Origin of the sequence: Subsaxibacter sp. CAU 1640 (assembly GCF_023156585.1) — a bacterium.
GTDB lineage: Bacteria > Bacteroidota > Bacteroidia > Flavobacteriales > Flavobacteriaceae > JBPOFM01.
On sequence record NZ_JALNMI010000004.1, the window covers coordinates 33,676 to 54,779 of the forward strand.

Sequence of the window (21,104 nt, forward strand, 5' to 3'; positions counted from 1 at the left end):
TTCCTTATTCCACCACATTTACATTAATCATCTTATCTGCCTTAATCAATAGTTTATGACTGCTGCTCGATAGATTGGTAATGTACACCTTCTTGCCTGCGGTATGATAACGTTCGGTCAGTTTGTTTACCGCTTCAATGGCCGACATATCAACAATACGACTTTCCTTAAAGTCAATCATCACTTCTTCAGGGTCATCGGCAACGTCAAATTTATCATTGAACATTTTAATCGACCCAAAAAACAAAGGTCCGTAGATTTCATAATGTTTCACGCCCTTATCATCAATATGTTTTCTGGCCCTGATGCGTTTGGCGCTATCCCAAGCAAATACCAGCGCAGCAATAATCACACCTACCAATACCGCCAAAGCAAGATTATGCAACAACACAGTAATCAACGCTACCACCATTCCTACCAAGATGTCTGACTTCGGATATTTATTAATGATTTTAAAGCTCACCCATTCAAACGTTCCGATAGAAACCATAATCATCAGCCCAGTCAAGGCAGCCATCGGCAATTGTTCTACCAATGATGAGCCAAACATAATAAACAGTAACAACACCACAGATGCCACAATGCCAGACAATCGAGCACGCGCACCATTGGAAATGTTGATAAGACTTTGACCTATCATCGCACAGCCACCCATACCGGAAAAGAAACCAGATGTAATGTTCGCCACACCTTGCGCCATAGCTTCTTTGTTGGTGCGTCCTCGGGTCTCGGTAATTTCATCAATCAATTCCAACGTCAACAAGCTTTCAATCAATCCTACACCAGCCACAATACCAGCATAAGGCAAAATCAACAAGAATGTATCAAGATTATAAGCAATATCAGGAATATTAAAAGGAGGGAAGCCACCATCTATAGAGGCCATATCACCGACGGTTTTGGTATCAATGCCAAACAAGGTCACCACACCAAATACAATTAAAATCGCCGCCAAGGATGCTGGGAAAGCCTTTGTAAGTTTAGGAAGTCCCCAAATAATCAACATCGTCAGCAACACCAGTCCTAACAAGATCAATAACGTATTACCAGTTAACCAATTACCCGAAGCATCCTTGAATTGGTCCAATTGCGACATAAAGATGATGATGGCAAGACCATTCACAAAACCATACACCACTGGCAGTGGTACCAGTCGCATCAGTTTGCCAAGTTTCAAAGCACCTGCCAATACCTGTATAATTCCTGCCAACACTACGGTAGCAAACACATATTCCACACCGCGACTTTTAGCAAGGGCCACAATCACCACAGCCACAGCACCTGTAGCACCCGAAATCATACCAGGACGTCCACCAAAAACCGAAGTCACCAAACCCATCACAAAGGCAGCATACAAACCTACCAACGGCGACAAGCCAGCAATAAAGGCAAAAGCCACCGCTTCGGGTACCAATGCAATAGCAACCGTAAGCCCAGAAAGAATCTCGGTTTTATAATCTACTTTTTGAGAAAAATCGAATAAACGCAAATAAGGTTTCATATGTTTTGGTTTAGCAACAGATGTCTTTATTTTTTTGAAGCCGCAAAAGTAAGCATTGCATTGGGTTTTAACAGCATAAATTGCTTTTATATTCTGAATTCTGAAGGGATAAAGGTTATATTTGTTTGAATAGATATAATCGTTAAACCCCTTTGTAAAAATACATTCAATGAAATTTGTCCTTACCGCTTTGTGTCTTTTTTCACTTCAAATAGGGTATTCTCAACAGTATGATTCTGTAATAACGGAAAATGAGAATGTCGATTTGAATAATGACATTTATAAACCTGGAAATGTTTTTATTTATGATTATGAGATTATTTACGGTGGAAAAAAGCATAAGCTGAAAAAGAACGGCAGTAAGTTTGACGAATCAAAACAAGAAAGGGTCATTGATTTTGAGTTCGCTTCATCTGACTTTGATAGTTTAGCGGTTGAAAAGATTCATCTTTTGGTAAAGCCTGTTGCTGATGCAGACAGAACCAATGAAAACCAAACCCAAATTTCATACCTGCAAGGGCCTGTGTTTTCTTCACTTTCATCAACCGGAGCCGTCGAAAATAATGATAATGTATGGATTCATCCCATCAGAGACGGATTCTTTAGTGCTTTGGAAACAGCGCCTTTTCCGTTTATTAAGAAACCAATTAAAATTGGAATGGAATGGAATGACCAAATGAGCATTGGAGATGGTTGGGGAAATGAGTTATGGGGTGCTTGGGAAGGCGAATTACTTTTGACATACAACTATAAAATAATTCGTAAAGAGACTATTGCAACTCAAATAGGAGAGATGGATTGTTTTGTAATTGTAAGTACCGCCACATCAGATATTGGGACATCAAAATTGACAAGTTATTTTTCCGAGACGTATGGTTTTGTAAAACTGGAATATGAGTTATTAAACGATTTGAAAGTAAATATGTGGTTGATTGACTTTCATACTGGAAAGGAATTTAATGACACAAGAACCTTTTTTAAGACTAAAAAGTACATTAAAGAATAAAATTGTAAACATCTTGGAGAAAAAATCAATCATTCAAAAAACCTCAAAAACCGTTACGGACAGTTCTGAACAACTATTGGCGCAACTCAAAAACGGACTGTTTAAAATAGGAGATATCGGTACCGGCACAAAAAACAAATTTGTCAACTATGTCAAAGAAGTGTTCGACGTATTGCCACTCATAGAAAAGGCAGGTTTCAGAACCAACAGACTCATCGTAAGCGTATCAGTGCCGCCATCTATCGAAATACATTTCAGCAGATTTAAAGAATTGAGCCCCAAGGAAACAGAACAAATACTGACACAGTATTCAGACCGAAAAATGTTTAAATTGATATTCAAAGCAAACTGTCCTCCGAAGATTTGGTCTTTAGCGAAACCTGTATCGAAATCTCAATCCCGCCGAAAGTTAGCATTAAATACCTCAACAAAGACATCGCAAAACTCACCAAAATAGAAGCGGAGTTTGATTAATAATAGAATTGGACTTTTTTAGAATATGGATTTAAAAGACATTAGAGAAAATTACAGAAGGTTTGACGATTATAAAATTGAAAAAATTACGACTCAAGAATCAACGTTTTAAAGACCAAGAGTGCTGTGTATACAAAGCTGAGGCATTCAGTAAACTGCTGTATCAAATCTAATTCCATTTTGTCAAAAGGTTCCGTCAACCTTTCAAAAGGTAACTCCAACTTGTCAAAAGGTTCCGTCAACCTTTCAAAAGCTAACTCCAACTTGTCAAAAGGCTGCGCCAAAAAACGTCTCAAAACCCCAGTAAAACCTAAAAAACAGCCTAACAATGCCACCAAAAAGTCATCCTTCAAGCTTCACGCGTCACGTTCAAACTTTTCAAAAAACATTCCTGAACTCGTGACAATACATTACCACTCTAAAATCTCCAAAATCCGCAACTTTTTCGCTAATTTATAGATAGTTATTAACGAAAACGTTTGAGATTTTAAGGTACTGTTAAATAATCTGCAATAGCTTTAAAAATCTAGTTTTTGTTTAGTAGTTTTACTTTTATTAACTAAACATACATGTCAAAAACGATTAAAAGAATAGGTGTCATGACCTCTGGTGGCGACTCGCCAGGAATGAATGCCGCCATACGTTCTGTAGTTCGTACTTGTGCCTACCATAATATAGAATGTGTAGGTATCTACAGAGGTTATGAAGGAATGATAGAAGGAGATTTTAAAGCCATGGACGCACGTAGTGTCAAGGGCATCATCAATAAAGGCGGAACCGTCTTAAAATCTGCTCGCTCCAAAGAATTTAGAACAGAAGAAGGTCGCAAAACTGCACACCAAAAACTCACAGAAGCAAACATAGATGCATTGGTGCTCATCGGTGGTGACGGTACCTTTACCGGTGGACTTATTTTCAATAAAGAATACGATTTTCCTATTATAGGCATTCCAGGTACTATTGATAACGATATTTATGGTACGTCCCATACCTTGGGCTTCGATACCGCATTAAATACAGTAGTAGAGTGTATCGATAAAATCAGAGATACAGCCAGTTCACACAACAGATTATTCTTTGTGGAAGTGATGGGCCGAGATGTAGGTCACATCGCTTTAAATGCAGGTGTTGGAGCAGGAGCAGAGGAAATCCTCATCCCTGAAGAAGATTTAGGTTTGGATCGTCTGTTGGAATCCTTACAGCGTAGTAAACAATCCGGTAAATCATCAAGTATTGTCGTGGTTGCTGAAGGTGACAAAATAGGAAAGAATGTCTTCGAATTGAAAGATTATGTAGAAGAAAATATGATTGAATATGATGTCAGGGTTTCTGTTCTTGGTCATATGCAGCGTGGTGGTTCGCCATCGTGTTTCGATAGAGTGCTTGCAAGCCGTATGGGAGTAAAAGCTGTAGAAAGTCTTCTCGAAGGAAAAACCAACTATATGGTGGGCCTTCTCAATGATGTGATGGCGTTGACGCCGTTAGAGCAAGCCGTAAAAGGAAAATCAAAAATCAATAAAGAATTATTGCGCGTGTCTGATATTATGACGACGTAACAGTATAAAATCAATAGCATTAAATAAAAACAACTAAAAATGTCAAATTTAAAATTAGGAATCAACGGATTCGGTAGAATAGGAAGAATAGTATTTAGAGCAACCCTTAATAAACCAGGTGTAGATGTTGTAGCCATCAATGATTTGTTGGAAGTAGACCATCTTGCTTATTTATTGGAGTATGATTCAGTACACGGTCGCTTTAATGGAAAGATAGAAGTAAAGGATGGTCACTTGGTAGTTGATGGAAAAACCATCAGAGTTACTGCTGAAAGAGATCCAAAGAATTTAAAGTGGGATGAGGCTAGTGTAGATGTTGTGGCAGACTGCACAGGTATTTTCACAACGATGGATACTGCACAATACCATTTGGACGCAGGAGCCAAAAAAGTGGTGATTTCTGCTCCAAGTAAAGATGCGCCAATGTTCGTTATGGGTGTAAATCATAATGAGGTAAAAGCTTCTGATAAAATTGTATCAAACGCGTCTTGTACTACAAACTGCTTGGCTCCAATGGCTAAAATTCTTGATGATAACTTCGGAATTGAAGAAGGTTTGATGACCACTGTTCACGCTACTACTGCAACACAATTAACAGTAGACGGACCATCTAAAAAAGATTTCAGAGGCGGACGTAGTGCTTTATTGAACATCATTCCAGCATCTACAGGAGCTGCAAAAGCTGTTGGAAAAGTAATTCCAAAATTGGATGGTGTCTTAACAGGAATGGCATTTAGAGTACCTACTGCTGATGTTTCAGTAGTAGATTTAACCTTCAGAAGTAAAAAAGAAACCTCTTTGGAAGAAATCAAAAAAGCATTTAAAGATGCGTCAGAAGGAGCTTTCAAAGGTATTGTAGGCTATACAGATGAATTGGTGGTTTCTCAAGATTTCGTGGGAGAAACTCGCACATGTGTATTCGATGCTGATGCGTCCATAGAATTGAATTCTAAATTCTTCAAAGTGGTAGGTTGGTATGACAACGAGTTTGCATATTCCACTAAATTAGTTGAATTGGCTCAGCACATACATTCCTTATAATATTTAGTAAGATTCCGTATAAGTTCACTATATTTATATAGTTCCAACTCGTACGGAATCTTTATTTAAAACACACACATGATTTTAATAGCTGATAGTGGTTCAACCAAATGTGATTGGATTGTTGTAGATAATAATGGAAAACAACTCCAAGAAAAAATCCGCACCAGCGGATTGAATCCCGAAATTCTTAAAGAGAAAAAACTCTATAAAACCATACGCAAAAGCGAAGAACTCGCTGCCATCAAGAGAAATGTCACGCATGTTTTCTTTTACGGCGCAGGTTGTGGTACTGAAAATCCGAGATTGATGTTAAAAGGTATTTTGGAAGATGTTTTTCAGAATGCTGAGGTGGAAGTTACTGAAGATACCATGGCAGCCGTAAGAGCGACACTAAATAGTGATGATGAAGCTGCAGTGGTTTGTATACTTGGAACAGGTTCTAATTGCAGTTATTATGATGGTACACGACTACATCAGAAAATAGTGTCTTTAGGATATACCTTGATGGATGACGCTTCCGGAAATTACTACGGAAAGCAATTAATTCGCGATTATTACTTCCATCATATGCCAGAAGCCATCCGCGTATCATTTGGAGACAAATACAACATGGATGCGGATTATATTAAATACAATCTTTACAAACAACCTAGCCCAAATGCCTATTTAGCCAACTTTGCAGAATTCATGTTCCTTAACAAAGACTCGGAATATATCCAAAATATGATTAAAGAAGGTGTGAGAGTTTTTGCTCGAAATATGATTCTTCAATTTAAGAATGAAATAGAGAAAGTTCCTGTGCATTTTGCTGGCTCTATTGCGTTCTTTTCTCAAGAAGAAATACGAGCAGTAGGAGAGGAATTAGGATTTAAGGTAGGAAACTTTGTAAGGAGACCCATTGAAGGGCTTGTAGCATACCATACAAAACGGTTGTGATGGAAATAGCAATCATTGCACATGATGGAAAGAAAACTGAAATGGTGCAATTTTTAAACGAGCATCGTTCTATTCTTGAACAAAAACAAATTACATTGGTTTCTACGGGAACTACAGGTAAAAAAGTAAGAAAAGCGGGGTTTGAAGTCACCCGTCTACTGTCTGGTCCTTTAGGTGGGGACGCTCAAATCGCTGCTAGAGTTGCTGAAGGAAAATGTCAAATGGTATTGTTTTTTAGAGACCCTCTTGAAAAACATCCACACGAGCCAGATGTTTTGATGTTGATGCGTCTTTGTGACGTGCATGATGTACCACTAGCTACCAATCCAGCAACAGCAAATTTATTAATGAAAGGATTATAGTTAGTCCTTGCCAGTATAAACTCTATTTTCCTGCTCTTCCACTCGAATAAAAGTGGTACGTTTGGTCAACTCCTTTAAGCGTTGTGCACCAACATAGGTACAAGTGCTTCTCACTCCTCCCAAAATGTCTTTAATAGTATCTTCCACTTTACCACGATAAGGTACTTCAACGGTTTTGCCTTCACTGGCTCTATAATCAGCAACACCGCCTGCATGTTTGTCCATGGCAGTGGCTGAACTCATACCATAAAATTGTTTGTAGGTTTTCTTTTTTCTGATAATGGTTTCTCCACCACTTTCGTCGTGACCGGCAAACATGCCTCCAAGCATCACAAAATCGGCTCCAGCTCCAAATGCTTTTGCAACATCTCCAGGTGTTGTACAACCACCATCGCTGATGATTTGGCCACCTAAACCGTGTGCGGCATCAGCACATTCAATAATTGCGGATAATTGAGGATACCCAACGCCAGTCTTAATACGCGTTGTACAAACAGAACCAGGACCAATACCTACTTTGATGATGTCTGCTCCAGCTAGCAGTAATTCTTCTACCATTTCACCTGTAACGACATTTCCTGCGATGATTACTTTATCTGGGTATTGTGAGCGCGTTTCCTTCACAAAATTCACAAAATGTTCAGAGTAACCATTAGCAACATCAATGCAGATAAACTTCAAATCCTTATTCAATTCAGTAATAGCTTTCAGCTTTTCAGCATCTTGCTCACTGGTACCTGTACTGATGGCAATAAAATTGGTAATATATTTTGGTGCTTTACTTAAAAACGTCTTCCATTTTTCAACTGAATAATGTTTATGAATGGCAGTAAAAAGTTGTTGCTTGCCCAATTCCAAAGCCATTTCAAATGTTCCAACAGTATCCATATTGGCAGCCATAACAGGTATGCCTGTCCAGTTGGAAGCACTATGCATAAATTTGAATTGACGTTTTAAATTTACTTGAGAGCGACTATTTAAAGTAGAGCGTTTAGGACGTATCATAACATCCTTGAAGCCTAATTTGATATCGTATTCTATACGCATGTTTTGGTTGGATTAATGAATCTCTAAGTTAGGCATTTAGATTGATTGTGTTCAAATCAAATCTATGTTTTTTCTACAAGTAATCGTTTATTTTACAGCAATCATGCTGATTTCAACATTCACAAACTTTGGCAAGTTAGCCACTTCAACCGTTTCTCGAGCTGGAGCAGTTGCATTATCAAAATATGTTGTATAAACTTCATTTATCTGCCCAAAATTGTTCATGTCGCTAATGAAGATAGAGGTTTTGACAACGTTTCCAAAGGTCATATCAGCAGCCTCAAGCACAGCTTTCATATTTTCCATGACTTGTTTGGTCTCGGTTTTAATGTCAGACATCACCAATTCACCAGTTTCTGGATGGATGGCAATTTGACCAGAAGTAAAAAGTATGTTTCCTGATAAAACAGCTTGGTTGTAAGGACCAATAGGTGCTGGTGCTTTTGGTGTATTGATGATTTTTTTCATTTAAATTTCTTTATTGATTTATTAGATGAAAATTATAACTGTCTGTCAGGACGTTTACGTTGATCGTATTTGAGATCTTTCAACAAGTTGGATTTGATTCCGATGAAAAAACTCCAAGAAGTTCTGGTGCTAAAAGGAATCCAACTGAAATTCATTCGCCAACTCAACAAATCACGTTCAAAACGCAATTGTGTATAGGTGAACCCTTGATTTTTGAAGTCATAACCAGATGATGCCCCAAGTGTCCAACGCGGAGAAATTTCAACATCTCCAGAAAACATCAAGGAGTTTGATGATATTTCATTTTCTCGTGCATTGTTTGAATAGTTGACTGCATAAGCTAACCGAAGACTCCATGGAATTTGATAATTATACAGTTCGCTTGGTGTCTTTTCTTCATCATCTTTATCGCTGTCCCTCAAACGTTGGTCTGCAAAATCCTGTGGTTTTCCAAACAAATCATCTGCGCGACCACCGCTTTGCAGCGATTCTTGCTCTTCCCGTCCATCGAGACCATCATTATCTTTATCTCCCGAGAAAGTGGAATTTGACAATGAATAGCTGATATTTAAATTAGCATTTGTCATACGGAAAAGACTTCCTCCATTATTGATATTAAATCTGTCAATTTTTCGGTTATTGTTGTCCAAAGCGTAAGGATCTAACACCATTCCGAAGTTAATATTCATTTTATTGTTAAGAATAGTTGTCCCTCCAGATACTCTTACGGGACTCCATTGCAAAGAATCTCCAGCTAAATTATAAGAAGTAGAAAAATTCAAATTATCCAGCAATTTAATCTTTTTTGCTTCGGTTTCTGTGGAATCTTTCGGTCTAACTTTCATCTCAAAATTATTGGCTAATGAAAGCCCAATGGAACTTGAGAAGTTTTTATTAGGACTACCAAAAATAGAATTTTGAAAACGGGTATATTCCTCAACCGTTGTGCCCTCGGCGTTAATGACTTCAAAGGTGTCGTAATACTGGTCAAAAGCAGGATTGATATTATAGCTAATAGCAGGTCTCATCACATGTCGAATCGCCTGTATTTTTGCGTCTTTTTTAAACGGAAACATTCCATAAATGGTGGTACCTACACTTGTACTAAAATTATAGGTTCTAAAGCTGTCAAAACCTCTGACATCTTCATATAAAACTCTATCGGTTTCTTCATCATAATATGGTCTCACCGTATTAAAAGTCCAGTTCTCATCGAAATTGGTACTCGCGCTCACACTAAAGTACTTAAACATTTTAAAGTTTGTGGAAATTGGAATCGAATGTTTGACACCCATTAAAGCATCATCGAACATTTCTTTCTTAAAAAACAAGCTGTCTGTTGTTTGGATACGATTTTCTGCCCTTACGTTATATTGAAAATTGATATTTTGAAGAACACCTTTTTTGGTTCCGACAGAGGGTTCAAAAGGAAAAATACGACTAATGCTTCCTTGAAAAGTCGGCAATGTCATATTGATTTGCTGTGTTTGCGTATTCTGGGAATGTGTTGCTGTAATGCTATAATTGATGCTCGGTTCAGTATCATAGGTTTTTGAATAGGATACAGAAGATGATAAAGTATTATTCAAAAAGTTGGATTGATTGATTTGGTTGACGGATTCCTGATAGTAGCGACTGCTACCAAGGTTGACTGAAGCTGAAAAACGAGAACTGGGATTGGCTTTAGCATCTTGTGAATGAGTCCAACGTATATTATATATTGAACTCTTTGAATAATCTGGAAACCCGCGTTCGCTACTGATATTATTCTCATATCTAAACCCAACATTTCCATTAAAACGGTATCGTAGTGCATATTGAGACTCTAATCGTAGCCCATAGCTGCCATTTGTCCAATAATCACCCAAAACTGCCAAATCAACATAATCGCTTATGGCAAAATAATATCCACCGTTCTGGAGTCCATATCCTCGTTGACTCTCTTGACCGAATGTTGGGAAAATGATTCCGGAAGTTTGTTTATTGGTTAAAGGAAAATAGGCAAATGGTAGACCTATAGGTGTAGGTACATTATAGATATACATATTTGTTAAACCAACGACTACTTTTTTTCCAGGAACTACTTTTGCTCTTCTCATCCTGAAATAGTATTCGGGATCTTCACGACTTTCAGAAGTCGTAAATTTTCCTTCTTTCAAAAAGTAAACGGAGTCATTTTCCTTTTTGGTAAGTTTAGCATCAATATAGCCATCCATTTGCTCTGTTCTTGAATTGAATATGAGTGCCTTTTTTGTTTTAGTATTAAAGATGATCGAATCTGGTTCAACTACATTTTCTCCTTGCTTAAAAACGGGCGCTTGAGAATAAGTGCCCAAAGAATCCTTTAAACGGCCTGCATACACTAAATCTTTACTATAATCAATAACAATAATACCAGATTTGATTTCCATATCCTGGTATTTAACCTCGGCTTCATTATATAAATAAATTTTCTGCTGACGTTGGTTTATTGAAACATAATCTGTGGCTTTATACTTAACAATGCCATCTAAAAAATCTTTCTTTTTTGGCAGAATGGTGTCTGAAACTATCGAATCAGTCTCTTTTACAGCTAGTGGAAGAGTTTTCAAAGAATCTACCACCAAAACTACACTATCTCTTTCCGTTGATTTTATCGGTTCGTTCGATTTTGGTAAATCTTGACCGAATCCAAATGTGTTAATAAGCACTGTAAAACTTAAGGCAAAAAGTATGTCGAAGATGTTTGTACGCAATGCTTTTAGTGTATTTTTGTAAAAGTATGGCTCGGTTTTTGAAACCCCAAAATTACATATATTTTTTTGTGATTATCAATTTATAATCACAAATTAAAATAAAGCAAGATTAATAGCCGTTAAAATCTTTATGAGAACGAACACACTTTATACAATCGTATTAATAGCAATCATTTTTACATGTTTTTTAACATCTGCCCATGCATTTCAAAAACACACTGATAAATTTGTTGTAGTCCTTGATGCTGGACATGGAGGCCATGATCCCGGCAATATGGGAAATGGTTTTAAGGAAAAAGACATTGCTCTAAACATTGTTTTGTCTGTTGGGAAACAGTTGGAGAAAAATCCGAACATAGAAGTAGTTTATACCAGAAAAACCGATGTATTTGTTGATTTGTTTGTAAGAGGTAAAATTGCCAATAAGGCAGATGCTGATTTATTTGTATCTGTGCATTGTAATTCTCATAATAGTGCAGCCAACGGTACTGAAACATTTGTTTTGGGATTGCACGCCAATCAACGCAACTTTGAAGTAGCAAAAAAAGAAAATGAGGTAATTTTTCTAGAAAAAGATTATCAGAAACATTACGACGGTTTCGACCCAACCTCACCTGAATCTGTTATTGGCTTAACGCTCATGCAAGAGGATTATCTTGATCAAAGTATTCTTTTGGCAGATATGATCGAAGGCAATTTCACTAATGATTTAAAAAGGAAAAGTAGAGGTGTTAAACAAGCAGGATTTATAGTGCTGCATCAAACATATATGCCAAGTGTTTTGGTTGAAACCGGTTTCTTGACTTACAAGCCAGAAGGAACTTATTTAAATTCTTCGTCGGGTCAATCAGAAATGTCAAGCGCCATTTACAAAGCTATCATGAGTTACAAGTCTATTCTAGACCAGAATGTAGGTGAAAATATTTATTCAGAAAGTACAACACCCATGGTTGTCAAAGAAAATGTACCAATAGAGGAAGTTGAAGTTGAAAAGACTGAAGTTGTTTATAACAACATCGTATTTAAGGTTCAGCTTGCCGCTAGTTCAAATAAGCTTGAACCGAAACCATTCAATTTTAATGGACTTTCTGAAATTTCAAGAGAAAAAGAAGGTAGGCTTTACAAATATTTCTATGGTTATACTTCTGATTATAACAAAGTAAAGGAATTACAAACCACTGCACAGAAGAAAGGTTATCCAGAATGTTTCATCGTGGCATTTAAGGATGGAAAACGGATAGAGCTAAACGATGCGCTGAAAACGACAGCAAATTAAAATCATTCTTACTATATTTATTGCTAATTTTGTGAGCAACTAAATCGTCTGAGCATTGAAAATTTCAAGAGAAGTCAAAACCGCAATATTAGTAATATCAGGAATCGTATTAATGATTTTCCTGTTCAATTACCTCAAAGGCATCAATCTTTTAGATAGCAATGCCGAATATCATACCACTTTCGATTATAATGCATTGGACAGCTCTGCTCCTGTGACAATTAAAGGTAATAAAATAGGAAAAATTGCCAGTATCGAATACGATACAAAAACCGGTAAAACAAAAGTCACCATTTCCGTAAGAGATGATATTAAGTTTTCTAAAAACAGTAAAATCAAACTTTACGAAACGGGTTTAATGGGAGGGAATGGTCTTGCCATTGTTCCCGAACCAGGTACAGAATTGGCTGAAAGTGGCGACTATCTGGAATCCACTGTAGAAGCTGGGCTCATCAGAAGTTTGACTGAAAATTTTTCGGGCATTAGTAGCAATCTAGGCAACACTATGCAATCTGCAGATACATTGCTTATTAATTTGAATAAGTTGGTGATCGATGATTCTGAAGAAGGATTGAAAAGAACGATTGCTGAATTGAATGCTACAATTATTTCCTTTAATAAATTATCTGGAAGTATAAACTCACTTGTTTCTAAAAATGATGAGCAATTGACTTCGGCCATTAAGAATTTCAATACTGTTACATCGGATCTAGCCGTCTTAAGCAATGATCTAAAAGATGTTAAATTATCAGAATCTATAGCAAAATTGGAGAACACTCTTGAAAGTGTTAATACGTTAATGGCCGATGTAAAGAATGGCAATGGTACACTTGGAAAATTGATGACTGATGATAAACTTTACGATAATCTCGAAGGTGCTTCAAAACAGTTGGAACAATTACTTCAAGACTTTAAACTGAACCCTAAACGATATGTTCATTTTTCGGTATTCGGAAAGAAACCAGGAAAGTTTGATGCTGAAGAAAACATTATCGAAGACGAAAAGACACAACCAGAAAACAACTAATCCAATCAGATGGAATACCTTCCAAACATTTTATTCGCAATTGCGCTAATTGCTGGAATCGGATATTTTGTAATGAATGTCAAAAAGCTCGTTCGCAATATCAAACTAGGTAAGGATGTAGATGTAAGCGACCATAAATCAAAACGATGGAACAATATGGCGATGATTGCTCTTGGGCAATCTAAAATGGTAAGACGTCCTATTTCAGGCATTCTTCACGTCATAGTTTACGTTGGTTTTGTTATCATCAATATTGAAGTTTTAGAGATCATTCTCGATGGTCTTTTTGGGACGCATCGTATGTTTTCTGATGTATTGCCAACTTCAGTTTATGGTTTTTTGATTGGAAGTTTTGAACTATTGGCAGCACTTGTTTTTGTGTCTGTAATTGTGTTCTGGTTTCGCCGAAATGTCATTAAAATCAAGCGTTTTTGGGCGAATGAAATGACCAGTTGGCCAAAGAATGATGCCAATTTCATTCTTTACTTTGAAATGGTGTTGATGACATTATTTTTGATAATGAATGCTTCGGATGTTCAATTTCAAGCAATGGATAGTGGCAACATCATAAGTCAGCATATTGCATCTTGGTTTGGAAATACTTCAACGGAAACCTTACATATTACTGAAAGAACGGCCTGGTGGCTGCATATTTTGGGAATTTTGGTGTTCCTGAACTATCTCTATTTTTCAAAACATTTACATATCCTTCTAGCATTTCCTAATACGTACTTTGGAAAAGTTCGTCCTAAAGGCCAATTTGATAATAACGAGGCTGTGACCAAGGAAGTGAAAATGATGATGGATCCAAACGTTGATCCTTTTGCAGCAGCTCCTGAAGGCGCAGAAACACCAGCAAAGTTTGGTGCCAGTGATGTGCAAGATTTGAGTTGGGTTCAGCTCCTCAACGCTTACACCTGTACGGAATGTGGTCGTTGCACGAGTGAATGTCCAGCCAATCAAACAGGGAAAAAATTATCGCCTCGTAAAATTATGATGGACACTCGTGACCGTCTCGAAGAGGTTGGAAAAAATATCGATGCCAATAAAGGTGAATTTAAAGATGACGGCAAGCAATTGTTGGATGATTACATTACACGCGAAGAATTATGGGCTTGCACGACTTGCAATGCTTGTGTTGAAGCCTGTCCTGTAAGTATTGATCCATTATCTATAATTATGGATATGAGACGTTATCTTGTGATGGAGCAAAGTGCAGCACCTATGGAGCTGAATAATATGATGACGAATGTTGAAAACAATGGTGCGCCTTGGCCTTATAACCAAATGGACCGATTGAATTGGAAGAATGAATAATAAACATTCCCTTTACGACAATCCAAAAAAACTAATCACTTATGGTGTGATATTTATGTTGATTGGGATTGTGCTACCTTTTGTTTGGAGCGGTAGACTGGATTTTGCTTTTGGAATATGTTTCGGTTCTGGAGTGGCGCATTTTGGAATGGGAATGCATAAAAGATATAACAACAAGTAGATGGAAAATTTGAAAGTGCCTACAATGGCAGAATTTATGGCAGAAGGCAAACAACCTGAAGTGTTGTTTTGGGTAGGCTGTGCCGGAAGTTTTGACGATAGGGCAAAAAAAATAACCAAAGCCTTTGTAAAATTGCTTAACAAAGCCAATGTTGAGTTTGCAGTTCTTGGTACAGAAGAAAGTTGTACTGGTGACCCAGCGAAGCGATCTGGCAATGAATTCCTGTTTCAAATGCAGGCTGTCACTAATATCGAAGTGCTGAATGCTTACGAAGTTAAAAAGATCGTGACTGCTTGTCCGCATTGTTTCAATACTATTAAAAATGAATATCCAGGATTGGGCGGCAACTATGAGGTGATGCATCATACCCAATTTTTAAAAACACTTTTAGATGAAGGTCGATTGACAGTTGAAGGTGGCCAATTTAAAGGAAAACGTATTACATTTCACGACCCTTGCTATTTGGGACGAGCCAATAATGTATATGAAGCGCCAAGAGATTTGATTCTGAAACTCGAAGCAGAATTGGTAGAAATGAAAAAGTGTCGACGCAACGGACTATGTTGTGGAGCAGGAGGTGCGCAAATGTTCAAAGAGCCCGAAAAAGGGAATAAAGATGTGAACGTGGAGCGTACCGAGCAGGCGATCGAAGTAAAACCTGAAATCATTGCTGCTGGATGTCCATTTTGCAATACTATGATGACTGATGGTGTGAAAGCAACCAACAAAGAAGCAGAGATTGCTGTGATGGATGTTGCCGAGTTGATTGCAAATGCTCAAGACCTATAATGGCCACTGAAATATTTCTACTTAACATTTCTGGACAAGATAAACCTGGCTTAACGTCTGGCTTGACCAATGTCTTGGCACACTACGACGCCAAAGTATTGGATATCGGTCAGGCAAATATTCACGATACATTGTCACTTGGCTTTCTATTTGAAATTGAATCTGGCGTAAAATCGGCGGCAGTTTTAAAGGATTTGCTTTTTAAAGCTTACGAACTTGGTGTGAAGGCTAAATTCACACCTATTTCTTCTGAAGATTATGAAAAATGGGTGAGCAACCAAGGAAAAGACCGTTATATTGTTACAATTCTTGGCGAAAAATTGACCGCTGAACAAATCTCGAAAGTCACCAGGGTCATTTCAGAAAAAAACCTGAACATCGACGCCATCAAGCGCTTGACAGGTCGATTGTCTTTGGTAAAGAAAGATGAGTATCCACGAGCGTCCATCCAATTATCCATAAGAGGTAAAATCGATAATAAAGCGGAATTCACGGAGAAGTTTCTTCAAATTTCGCACGATTTGGATGTCGATATTGCGTTTCAAGAAGATAATATTTACAGACGTAACAGACGTTTGGTTTGTTTCGATATGGATTCTACCTTGATTCAAGCAGAAGTCATTGATAAGTTGGCAGAATTGGCTGGTGTGGGTGATGAAGTGAAAGCCATCACCGAATCTGCGATGAATGGAGAAATTGATTTCAAGGAAAGTTTTAAGCAGCGAATGGCACTTTTAAAAGGCTTGAGCGAAGAAGTTTTGCAGGATGTGGCTGTCAATCTTCCCATTACCAAAGGAGCCAAGCGTCTCATTGATGCCTTGAAGAAATATGGTTTTAAAACCGCTATTCTTTCAGGAGGCTTCACCTATTTCGGTCATTATTTACAGAAAGAACTTGGTATCGACTATGTCTATGCCAACGAACTTGAAATTAAAGAAGGTTTACTCACGGGAAATTACGTCGGCGAAATTGTTGATGGCGATAAAAAGGCCGAATATTTAAAAGAAATAGCTCAAAAAGAAGGCATCGATATTGCGCAAACAATTGCAGTAGGCGATGGTGCCAATGATTTGCCAATGCTCAACCTGGCAGGTCTTGGAATTGCTTTCCACGCAAAACCGACTGTTAAAAACAATGCGCAAAGCGCCATTTCAAGTATCGGATTGGATGGTATTTTGTATCTTTTGGGATATCATGACCGTCATATCGATTTGTTTGAATAAATTGTCGATTACAAACCTTTTTTTAACTACAGCAATTGAAACATTATGAAGAAACTTATACTCTTTGCATTATTTTGTTCCTCTTTACAGCTCTTTTCTCAAGACAAAACGATGGACGAGGCCATAAACATGATGGCTGAAGATACGTGTGAGTGTATTAAAAATGACCCAGAGTCCTTCAAGCCTGAAATATCTATGGACAAGAAAAAAATGTCTTTAGGCTTATGTCTATTGAAAAGTTATAATGTTCGGAAAAATGAATCAACAGCATTGGCTAAAAATGGTTTAAATAATTTTGAGCAAATCGGGGAACAAGTAGGGTTGAAACTGGTTGAGATTTGCATGGAAAATTTCATGGGACTTTTTTCATCAAATGATTTGGAAGAATTTGTGAATGATGATGACGATGATTCTTATGGTACAATGCCACCACCTCCGCCACCGCCTGCTCTTAAAAATGAGAACGACTTACAGATGGAGGGAGATTTAATTTCATTAAATAATGACGCCATTTCTTACATTCAAATTAAAGATGCTTATAATAAAACGCACCTGTTTTTGATTTGTGAACAGTTTGAAGGCTTCGAGCTTCTAAAGAAATCAAATTATCAGAAATCCTTTAAGGTTTATTACAAAGAGTCTTATTATTTTGATTTGAGTGAACGTAAGTATGTCAAAAAGAAAGTGGTCAAACACATCGAATTTCTTTAATAAATAAGCCTCTCAATTCGATATCAAAAATCTGAATTCATATGAACTTTACAAATTCACAAATTGAAGATTTTACGATACCTTCTTTGGAAGAAGTACATCTGAAACCAATCTCAAAAAACTATTTCAAAATTATTGTCATCAATAAGATAGTGGTTTATGGTATTTTCTTTTTGATTCTTTTGATGTTGAATCGATTTGTTGATGATGTCGCTTTTCAGGATAATTTTTGGGTATTGTTCGGTGTACTTTGCATCTTTTGTTTTATTGATTTTACAACGTCTTATATTGCCTTCAAGAATAGAAAATATGCCATTCGTGAGCACGATGTTATTTATGCCAAAGGTTTTTTAACGCGTTCCATCACAACGGTTCCGATTTCTAGAATTCAGCATATTGAAGAATCCAGAAGTTGGCTGGCAAGACAATTACATCTATCGACATTGAACATTTTTACTGCTGGAGAGTCTGGAAGTGACTTAACTATCAAAGGCTTGCCTAAAGACGAAGCAAAGCAAATCAATGATTTCTTAAGTTCAAAGGTCAATGGAAGAATTTGACTTTTCACAACCGAGCAGGCAATCATCAAAAGGTATCATTGTCATTTTTGCGGTCAATGCGGTAAAGTGGTTAAGGGCGTTATTTCCCGCTTTGGTGGCACTGGGTTTTGGATTGTTCCGAAAGAATTCTTTTTTGACGTGGTCGCCTTGGATGATTGCACTTATCATTTTCGTTCTTCTTCTGCTTATGCTAGGTGTTGCCGTTCTAAAATATCTGAACTTTAAGTTTCACGTAGCTGATGACGATTTTCATTTGGATACAGGGATCATTGAAAAAGACAAAACCATCATTCCGAAATCAAAGATTCAGAATGTTTATATCCAACAGAATTTCCTTCAGCAAATTATAAACGTGGTCTCCTTAAAGGTTGAATCGGCAGGTGATAAAAAATCGGAAATTGAAATCAATGCCTTGAGCAGACCGATGGCGCTTCAATTGAAAAAAGCGCTGTTTGACCGCAAATCTGCGACTGTTGAAACAAATGACATTTTTCAGGACGAAGTGGAGGCCAATGTGTTCTTTAAAATATCAATCAAACGCTTGTTTCTTGAAGGCTTGTTACATAATCATCTCAAGAGTTTTGCAATCATCACATCGTTTGCTTTCGGTATTTATTACGAATTTAAAAGCATTATCGAGGACTTGCAGATCAATGACAATTTAGACCAATTGACCACTTATGAAGATGGCTTGGCGCAAGTGTTATACTTGAACTTGCTTTTAGGGTTTATCGTACTGATAATTTCAATTGTGTATTCTGTGGTACGGATTGTGATTGGTAATTTCAACTTGGAAGTCATTGAGAACAACAAAACCATCGAAATCAGCAAAGGCTTGCTTAACAAGGTATCGTTGACTTTGACTCCTGATAAAATCCAGAATGTGATTGTAAAAACCAATGCGCTCAAAAGAAGATTGAATCTACACTCGCTATACGTGAAGCAGGCAATGACCAACGAAAAACAAAGCAAGAATTTCGGGATTATTGCTTTGGAAGATGTGCATATTCAGCATTTGTTGGATAAACTTCTTCAAAACTATCACACATCTGATGAAAAACGAAAGCCATCTAGTTATTACAAACGCATTATGGCGTTTTATTCTCTATTGTTTCTAGTGCTGATTAACCTCATTGCTGTAGTATTGTTTGATTATAATGCCTTGTTTGTGAATCTGTTTCTCGTACCATTTATGGCACTGTCCGTTCATTATCGCTATAAAAAGGCTTATTATAACATTACAGAGCCGTTCTTGACGGTTGGCAGTGGCTTTATTGATACCAAAAAAGAAATCATCAATATTCATAAACTTCAGGCAGTGAAATTGGTGCAAAACATTTTTCAAAAGAGAAGAGGCGTGGCGTCAGTGATTGTTTATACGGCTTCAAAATCTGTGACCATTCCTTATGTAAACGAGAAACAGGCCAAATCTATCTATGATTTTTTATTGTTCAAGGTGGAATCTGAAGGTAAAAATTGGATGTAAAGATGTACTTTTGAAGTTCAAAACTTAATCTTATATTTTCATTTATAGTATAAGTTCAATGCAATTAAGAGCGGTCGTAATACTTTTTATATCTATTTTACTTGGAAACACCATACAAGCACAAATAGTTAAAGACACATTGCTCTCTGACCCAACCGAGTTTCACCTTAAACAAATCATTATTCCAACTTCATTAATAACAATAGGTGTTATAGGCTTGGAAAGTCATACTTTAAAGGATATCAGTGAAAGTATCAATAATGAAAGGGATGAGCACATAGATGACAAGTTTACCATTGATGATTTTTCTCAATATTCTCCTATTGCGGCTGTCTATGCACTTAATGCCTTTGGTGTGCAAGGAAAAAGAAATTTCGGAGATAGAACTTTAGTAATTGCTACTGCACATTTGATAATGACGTCTTCCGTGCACATTATAAAAACCACATCAAACCTACAACGACCGGACGGAAGTGCTTTTAATTCCTTTCCATCAGGACATACCGCAACAGCTTTTATGGGTGCAGAATTTTTATGGCAAGAATACAAACATCAATCCGTTTGGTATGGGATTTCGGGGTATGCGGTGGCAACCCTAACAGGAGCTTTTAGGATGTATAATGACCGTCATTGGTTCAATGATGTGGTCACTGGCGCAGGTATAGGGATTATAAGCACTAAAATCGCTTATTGGCTATTACCAACTTTTCAATCAATTTTTAAGAAAAAAAACACTAAAAATTTTAATAATGAAGTATCCAATTTCAAACCAATTGTTTTACCTTGTATAGGAAATGATTTCGTAGGAATTGGATTATCAGCAACATTTTGATATTATGCTAGTCGATTTTAATATATTACCAGAAGAGTCCAGAGTTTGGATTTACCAAGCTAACCGATCTTTTACTGATGAAGAACTCTCTGAACTTCAAACCAAATTAGATACTTTCATTGAAAACTGGACAGCCCACGGAAGTGATTTGAAAGCTGGCTATACCATTAAATACAAACGTTTTATAGTTATAGGCTTGAATCAGAACTTAAACAAAGCTACTGGCTGTTCTATAGATGCATCCGTACATTTTATTCAACAACTTGAGAACGATTACAACGTCGATTTAATGGACAAAATGAACGTGTCTTACAAGCAAGGTGAGTTCATTGCTTACAAATCTTTATTGGACTTTAAGAAGATGGCAAAGGACAAAGCCGTCTCAAAAAATACGATTGTCTTCAATAATTTGGTGACCAACGTTGCCGAATTCAATGAAAATTGGGAAGTGCCTGCAAGTGAGAGTTGGCATAGTCGCTTTTTGTAAATTCAGTGTTCAGTGATCAGTATTCAGTATTCGGTCCTATATAATCTGTCAACTGCTACTGGCCACTGCCAACTTTCTTAATAACC

At 37.1% G+C, this 21,104-nt stretch carries 22 protein-coding genes; 18 read left to right on the plus strand and 4 right to left on the minus strand.

Features of this window, described 5'->3' with window-relative positions; genetic code table 11:
- Nucleotides 1-4: 4 nt before the first annotated feature.
- Nucleotides 5-1,501, minus strand: a complete 1,497-nt coding sequence (locus M0G43_RS09995) for a SulP family inorganic anion transporter (protein WP_248025748.1) — start codon at nucleotides 1,499-1,501, stop codon at nucleotides 5-7.
- A 169-nt stretch (nucleotides 1,502-1,670) separates the two neighbouring features.
- Here M0G43_RS09995 and M0G43_RS10000 point away from each other — a divergent pair, with 169 nt between their 5' ends.
- The 7 genes from M0G43_RS10000 (at nucleotide 1,671) to M0G43_RS10030 (ending at nucleotide 6,879) form a co-directional block, all read left to right on the plus strand.
- Complete coding sequence (locus M0G43_RS10000) at nucleotides 1,671-2,507, plus strand: hypothetical protein (RefSeq protein WP_248025754.1); 837 nt, start codon at nucleotides 1,671-1,673, stop codon at nucleotides 2,505-2,507.
- A gap of 13 nt (nucleotides 2,508-2,520) precedes the next feature.
- The gene (locus M0G43_RS10005) at nucleotides 2,521-2,964 is read left to right on the plus strand and encodes a hypothetical protein (RefSeq protein ID WP_248025755.1); all 444 of its coding nucleotides are present in this window, start codon (nucleotides 2,521-2,523) and stop codon (nucleotides 2,962-2,964) included.
- Between the two features lie 197 nt (nucleotides 2,965-3,161).
- Nucleotides 3,162-3,440 carry a hypothetical protein gene (locus tag M0G43_RS10010; protein WP_248025758.1) on the plus strand — a complete coding sequence of 93 codons (279 nt, stop codon included), beginning with the start codon at nucleotides 3,162-3,164 and terminating at the stop codon, nucleotides 3,438-3,440.
- A 110-nt stretch (nucleotides 3,441-3,550) separates the two neighbouring features.
- The gene (gene pfkA / locus M0G43_RS10015; protein WP_248025763.1) at nucleotides 3,551-4,537 is read left to right on the plus strand and encodes a 6-phosphofructokinase; all 987 of its coding nucleotides are present in this window, start codon (nucleotides 3,551-3,553) and stop codon (nucleotides 4,535-4,537) included.
- A gap of 39 nt (nucleotides 4,538-4,576) precedes the next feature.
- Nucleotides 4,577-5,578, plus strand: a complete 1,002-nt coding sequence (gene gap / locus M0G43_RS10020) for a type I glyceraldehyde-3-phosphate dehydrogenase (RefSeq protein ID WP_248025773.1) — start codon at nucleotides 4,577-4,579, stop codon at nucleotides 5,576-5,578.
- 78 nt (nucleotides 5,579-5,656) lie between these two features.
- Entirely contained in the window at nucleotides 5,657-6,517 is an 861-nt protein-coding gene (locus tag M0G43_RS10025; protein WP_248025780.1) for an N-acetylglucosamine kinase, read from the plus strand.
- Complete coding sequence (locus tag M0G43_RS10030; protein WP_248025784.1) at nucleotides 6,517-6,879, plus strand: methylglyoxal synthase; 363 nt, start codon at nucleotides 6,517-6,519, stop codon at nucleotides 6,877-6,879. Before M0G43_RS10025 ends, M0G43_RS10030 begins: the two co-directional genes overlap by 1 nt.
- Here the strand turns inward: M0G43_RS10030 and M0G43_RS10035 are convergent, their stop codons facing one another.
- The 3 genes from M0G43_RS10035 to M0G43_RS10045 all read right to left on the minus strand — a co-directional run bounded on the left by M0G43_RS10035 (nucleotide 6,880) and on the right by M0G43_RS10045 (nucleotide 11,129).
- Nucleotides 6,880-7,926 (minus strand): GMP reductase, encoded by a 1,047-nt coding sequence (locus tag M0G43_RS10035; RefSeq protein ID WP_248025786.1) that lies wholly within the window; start codon nucleotides 7,924-7,926, stop codon nucleotides 6,880-6,882.
- 87 nt (nucleotides 7,927-8,013) lie between these two features.
- A complete protein-coding gene (locus M0G43_RS10040) occupies nucleotides 8,014-8,394 on the minus strand; it encodes a RidA family protein (protein ID WP_248025790.1) in 381 nt (126 codons plus the stop codon).
- A 32-nt stretch (nucleotides 8,395-8,426) separates the two neighbouring features.
- Nucleotides 8,427-11,129 carry a putative LPS assembly protein LptD gene (locus M0G43_RS10045; RefSeq protein WP_248025793.1) on the minus strand — a complete coding sequence of 901 codons (2,703 nt, stop codon included), beginning with the start codon at nucleotides 11,127-11,129 and terminating at the stop codon, nucleotides 8,427-8,429.
- A 130-nt stretch (nucleotides 11,130-11,259) separates the two neighbouring features.
- On the opposite strand from M0G43_RS10045, the gene M0G43_RS10050 reads away from it, so the two are divergent.
- The 11 genes from M0G43_RS10050 to M0G43_RS10100 are packed head-to-tail and all read left to right on the plus strand — an operon-like array spanning nucleotide 11,260 to nucleotide 21,018.
- Complete coding sequence (locus tag M0G43_RS10050; protein WP_248025796.1) at nucleotides 11,260-12,405, plus strand: N-acetylmuramoyl-L-alanine amidase; 1,146 nt, start codon at nucleotides 11,260-11,262, stop codon at nucleotides 12,403-12,405.
- Between the two features lie 55 nt (nucleotides 12,406-12,460).
- Entirely contained in the window at nucleotides 12,461-13,432 is a 972-nt protein-coding gene (locus M0G43_RS10055; protein ID WP_248025799.1) for an MlaD family protein, read from the plus strand.
- 9 nt (nucleotides 13,433-13,441) lie between these two features.
- Nucleotides 13,442-14,749 (plus strand): (Fe-S)-binding protein, encoded by a 1,308-nt coding sequence (locus tag M0G43_RS10060; protein WP_248025802.1) that lies wholly within the window; start codon nucleotides 13,442-13,444, stop codon nucleotides 14,747-14,749.
- Nucleotides 14,742-14,930 carry a hypothetical protein gene (locus M0G43_RS10065; protein ID WP_248025803.1) on the plus strand — a complete coding sequence of 63 codons (189 nt, stop codon included), beginning with the start codon at nucleotides 14,742-14,744 and terminating at the stop codon, nucleotides 14,928-14,930. Before M0G43_RS10060 ends, M0G43_RS10065 begins: the two co-directional genes overlap by 8 nt.
- On the plus strand, nucleotides 14,931-15,719 hold the full coding sequence (locus tag M0G43_RS10070) for a (Fe-S)-binding protein (RefSeq protein ID WP_248025807.1): 789 nt from the start codon (nucleotides 14,931-14,933) through the stop codon (nucleotides 15,717-15,719). It begins immediately after the preceding gene.
- The gene (serB, locus tag M0G43_RS10075; protein WP_248025810.1) at nucleotides 15,719-16,942 is read left to right on the plus strand and encodes a phosphoserine phosphatase SerB; all 1,224 of its coding nucleotides are present in this window, start codon (nucleotides 15,719-15,721) and stop codon (nucleotides 16,940-16,942) included. Before M0G43_RS10070 ends, serB begins: the two co-directional genes overlap by 1 nt.
- A gap of 45 nt (nucleotides 16,943-16,987) precedes the next feature.
- Nucleotides 16,988-17,653, plus strand: coding sequence for a hypothetical protein (locus M0G43_RS10080; protein ID WP_248025815.1), 666 nt, complete (start codon nucleotides 16,988-16,990; stop codon nucleotides 17,651-17,653).
- Nucleotides 17,654-17,694: 41 nt separating this feature from the next.
- Complete coding sequence (locus tag M0G43_RS10085; protein WP_248025819.1) at nucleotides 17,695-18,213, plus strand: PH domain-containing protein; 519 nt, start codon at nucleotides 17,695-17,697, stop codon at nucleotides 18,211-18,213.
- Complete coding sequence (locus M0G43_RS10090; protein ID WP_248025822.1) at nucleotides 18,200-19,699, plus strand: PH domain-containing protein; 1,500 nt, start codon at nucleotides 18,200-18,202, stop codon at nucleotides 19,697-19,699. Before M0G43_RS10085 ends, M0G43_RS10090 begins: the two co-directional genes overlap by 14 nt.
- Before the next feature lie 58 nt (nucleotides 19,700-19,757).
- Nucleotides 19,758-20,531, plus strand: a complete 774-nt coding sequence (locus M0G43_RS10095) for a phosphatase PAP2 family protein (protein ID WP_248025825.1) — start codon at nucleotides 19,758-19,760, stop codon at nucleotides 20,529-20,531.
- Nucleotides 20,532-20,535: 4 nt separating this feature from the next.
- On the plus strand, nucleotides 20,536-21,018 hold the full coding sequence (locus M0G43_RS10100; protein ID WP_248025829.1) for an ABC transporter ATPase: 483 nt from the start codon (nucleotides 20,536-20,538) through the stop codon (nucleotides 21,016-21,018).
- Nucleotides 21,019-21,104 lie beyond the last annotated feature (86 nt).

Excerpts from the sequence above, each read along its gene's own strand:
- M0G43_RS09995 (WP_248025748.1), bottom strand. The coding sequence starts at position 1,501 with ATGAAACCTTATTTGCGTTTATTCGATTTTTCTCAAAAAGTAGATTAT.
- M0G43_RS10000 (WP_248025754.1), top strand. The coding sequence starts at position 1,671 with ATGAAATTTGTCCTTACCGCTTTGTGTCTTTTTTCACTTCAAATAGGG.
- pfkA (WP_248025763.1), top strand. The coding sequence starts at position 3,551 with ATGTCAAAAACGATTAAAAGAATAGGTGTCATGACCTCTGGTGGCGAC.
- gap (WP_248025773.1), top strand. The coding sequence starts at position 4,577 with ATGTCAAATTTAAAATTAGGAATCAACGGATTCGGTAGAATAGGAAGA.
- M0G43_RS10025 (WP_248025780.1), top strand. The coding sequence starts at position 5,657 with ATGATTTTAATAGCTGATAGTGGTTCAACCAAATGTGATTGGATTGTT.
- M0G43_RS10030 (WP_248025784.1), top strand. The coding sequence starts at position 6,517 with ATGGAAATAGCAATCATTGCACATGATGGAAAGAAAACTGAAATGGTG.
- M0G43_RS10035 (WP_248025786.1), bottom strand. The coding sequence starts at position 7,926 with ATGCGTATAGAATACGATATCAAATTAGGCTTCAAGGATGTTATGATA.
- M0G43_RS10040 (WP_248025790.1), bottom strand. The coding sequence starts at position 8,394 with ATGAAAAAAATCATCAATACACCAAAAGCACCAGCACCTATTGGTCCT.
- M0G43_RS10050 (WP_248025796.1), top strand. The coding sequence starts at position 11,260 with ATGAGAACGAACACACTTTATACAATCGTATTAATAGCAATCATTTTT.
- M0G43_RS10060 (WP_248025802.1), top strand. The coding sequence starts at position 13,442 with ATGGAATACCTTCCAAACATTTTATTCGCAATTGCGCTAATTGCTGGA.
- M0G43_RS10065 (WP_248025803.1), top strand. The coding sequence starts at position 14,742 with ATGAATAATAAACATTCCCTTTACGACAATCCAAAAAAACTAATCACT.
- M0G43_RS10070 (WP_248025807.1), top strand. The coding sequence starts at position 14,931 with ATGGAAAATTTGAAAGTGCCTACAATGGCAGAATTTATGGCAGAAGGC.
- serB (WP_248025810.1), top strand. The coding sequence starts at position 15,719 with ATGGCCACTGAAATATTTCTACTTAACATTTCTGGACAAGATAAACCT.
- M0G43_RS10080 (WP_248025815.1), top strand. The coding sequence starts at position 16,988 with ATGAAGAAACTTATACTCTTTGCATTATTTTGTTCCTCTTTACAGCTC.
- M0G43_RS10085 (WP_248025819.1), top strand. The coding sequence starts at position 17,695 with ATGAACTTTACAAATTCACAAATTGAAGATTTTACGATACCTTCTTTG.
- M0G43_RS10090 (WP_248025822.1), top strand. The coding sequence starts at position 18,200 with ATGGAAGAATTTGACTTTTCACAACCGAGCAGGCAATCATCAAAAGGT.
- M0G43_RS10095 (WP_248025825.1), top strand. The coding sequence starts at position 19,758 with ATGCAATTAAGAGCGGTCGTAATACTTTTTATATCTATTTTACTTGGA.
- M0G43_RS10100 (WP_248025829.1), top strand. The coding sequence starts at position 20,536 with ATGCTAGTCGATTTTAATATATTACCAGAAGAGTCCAGAGTTTGGATT.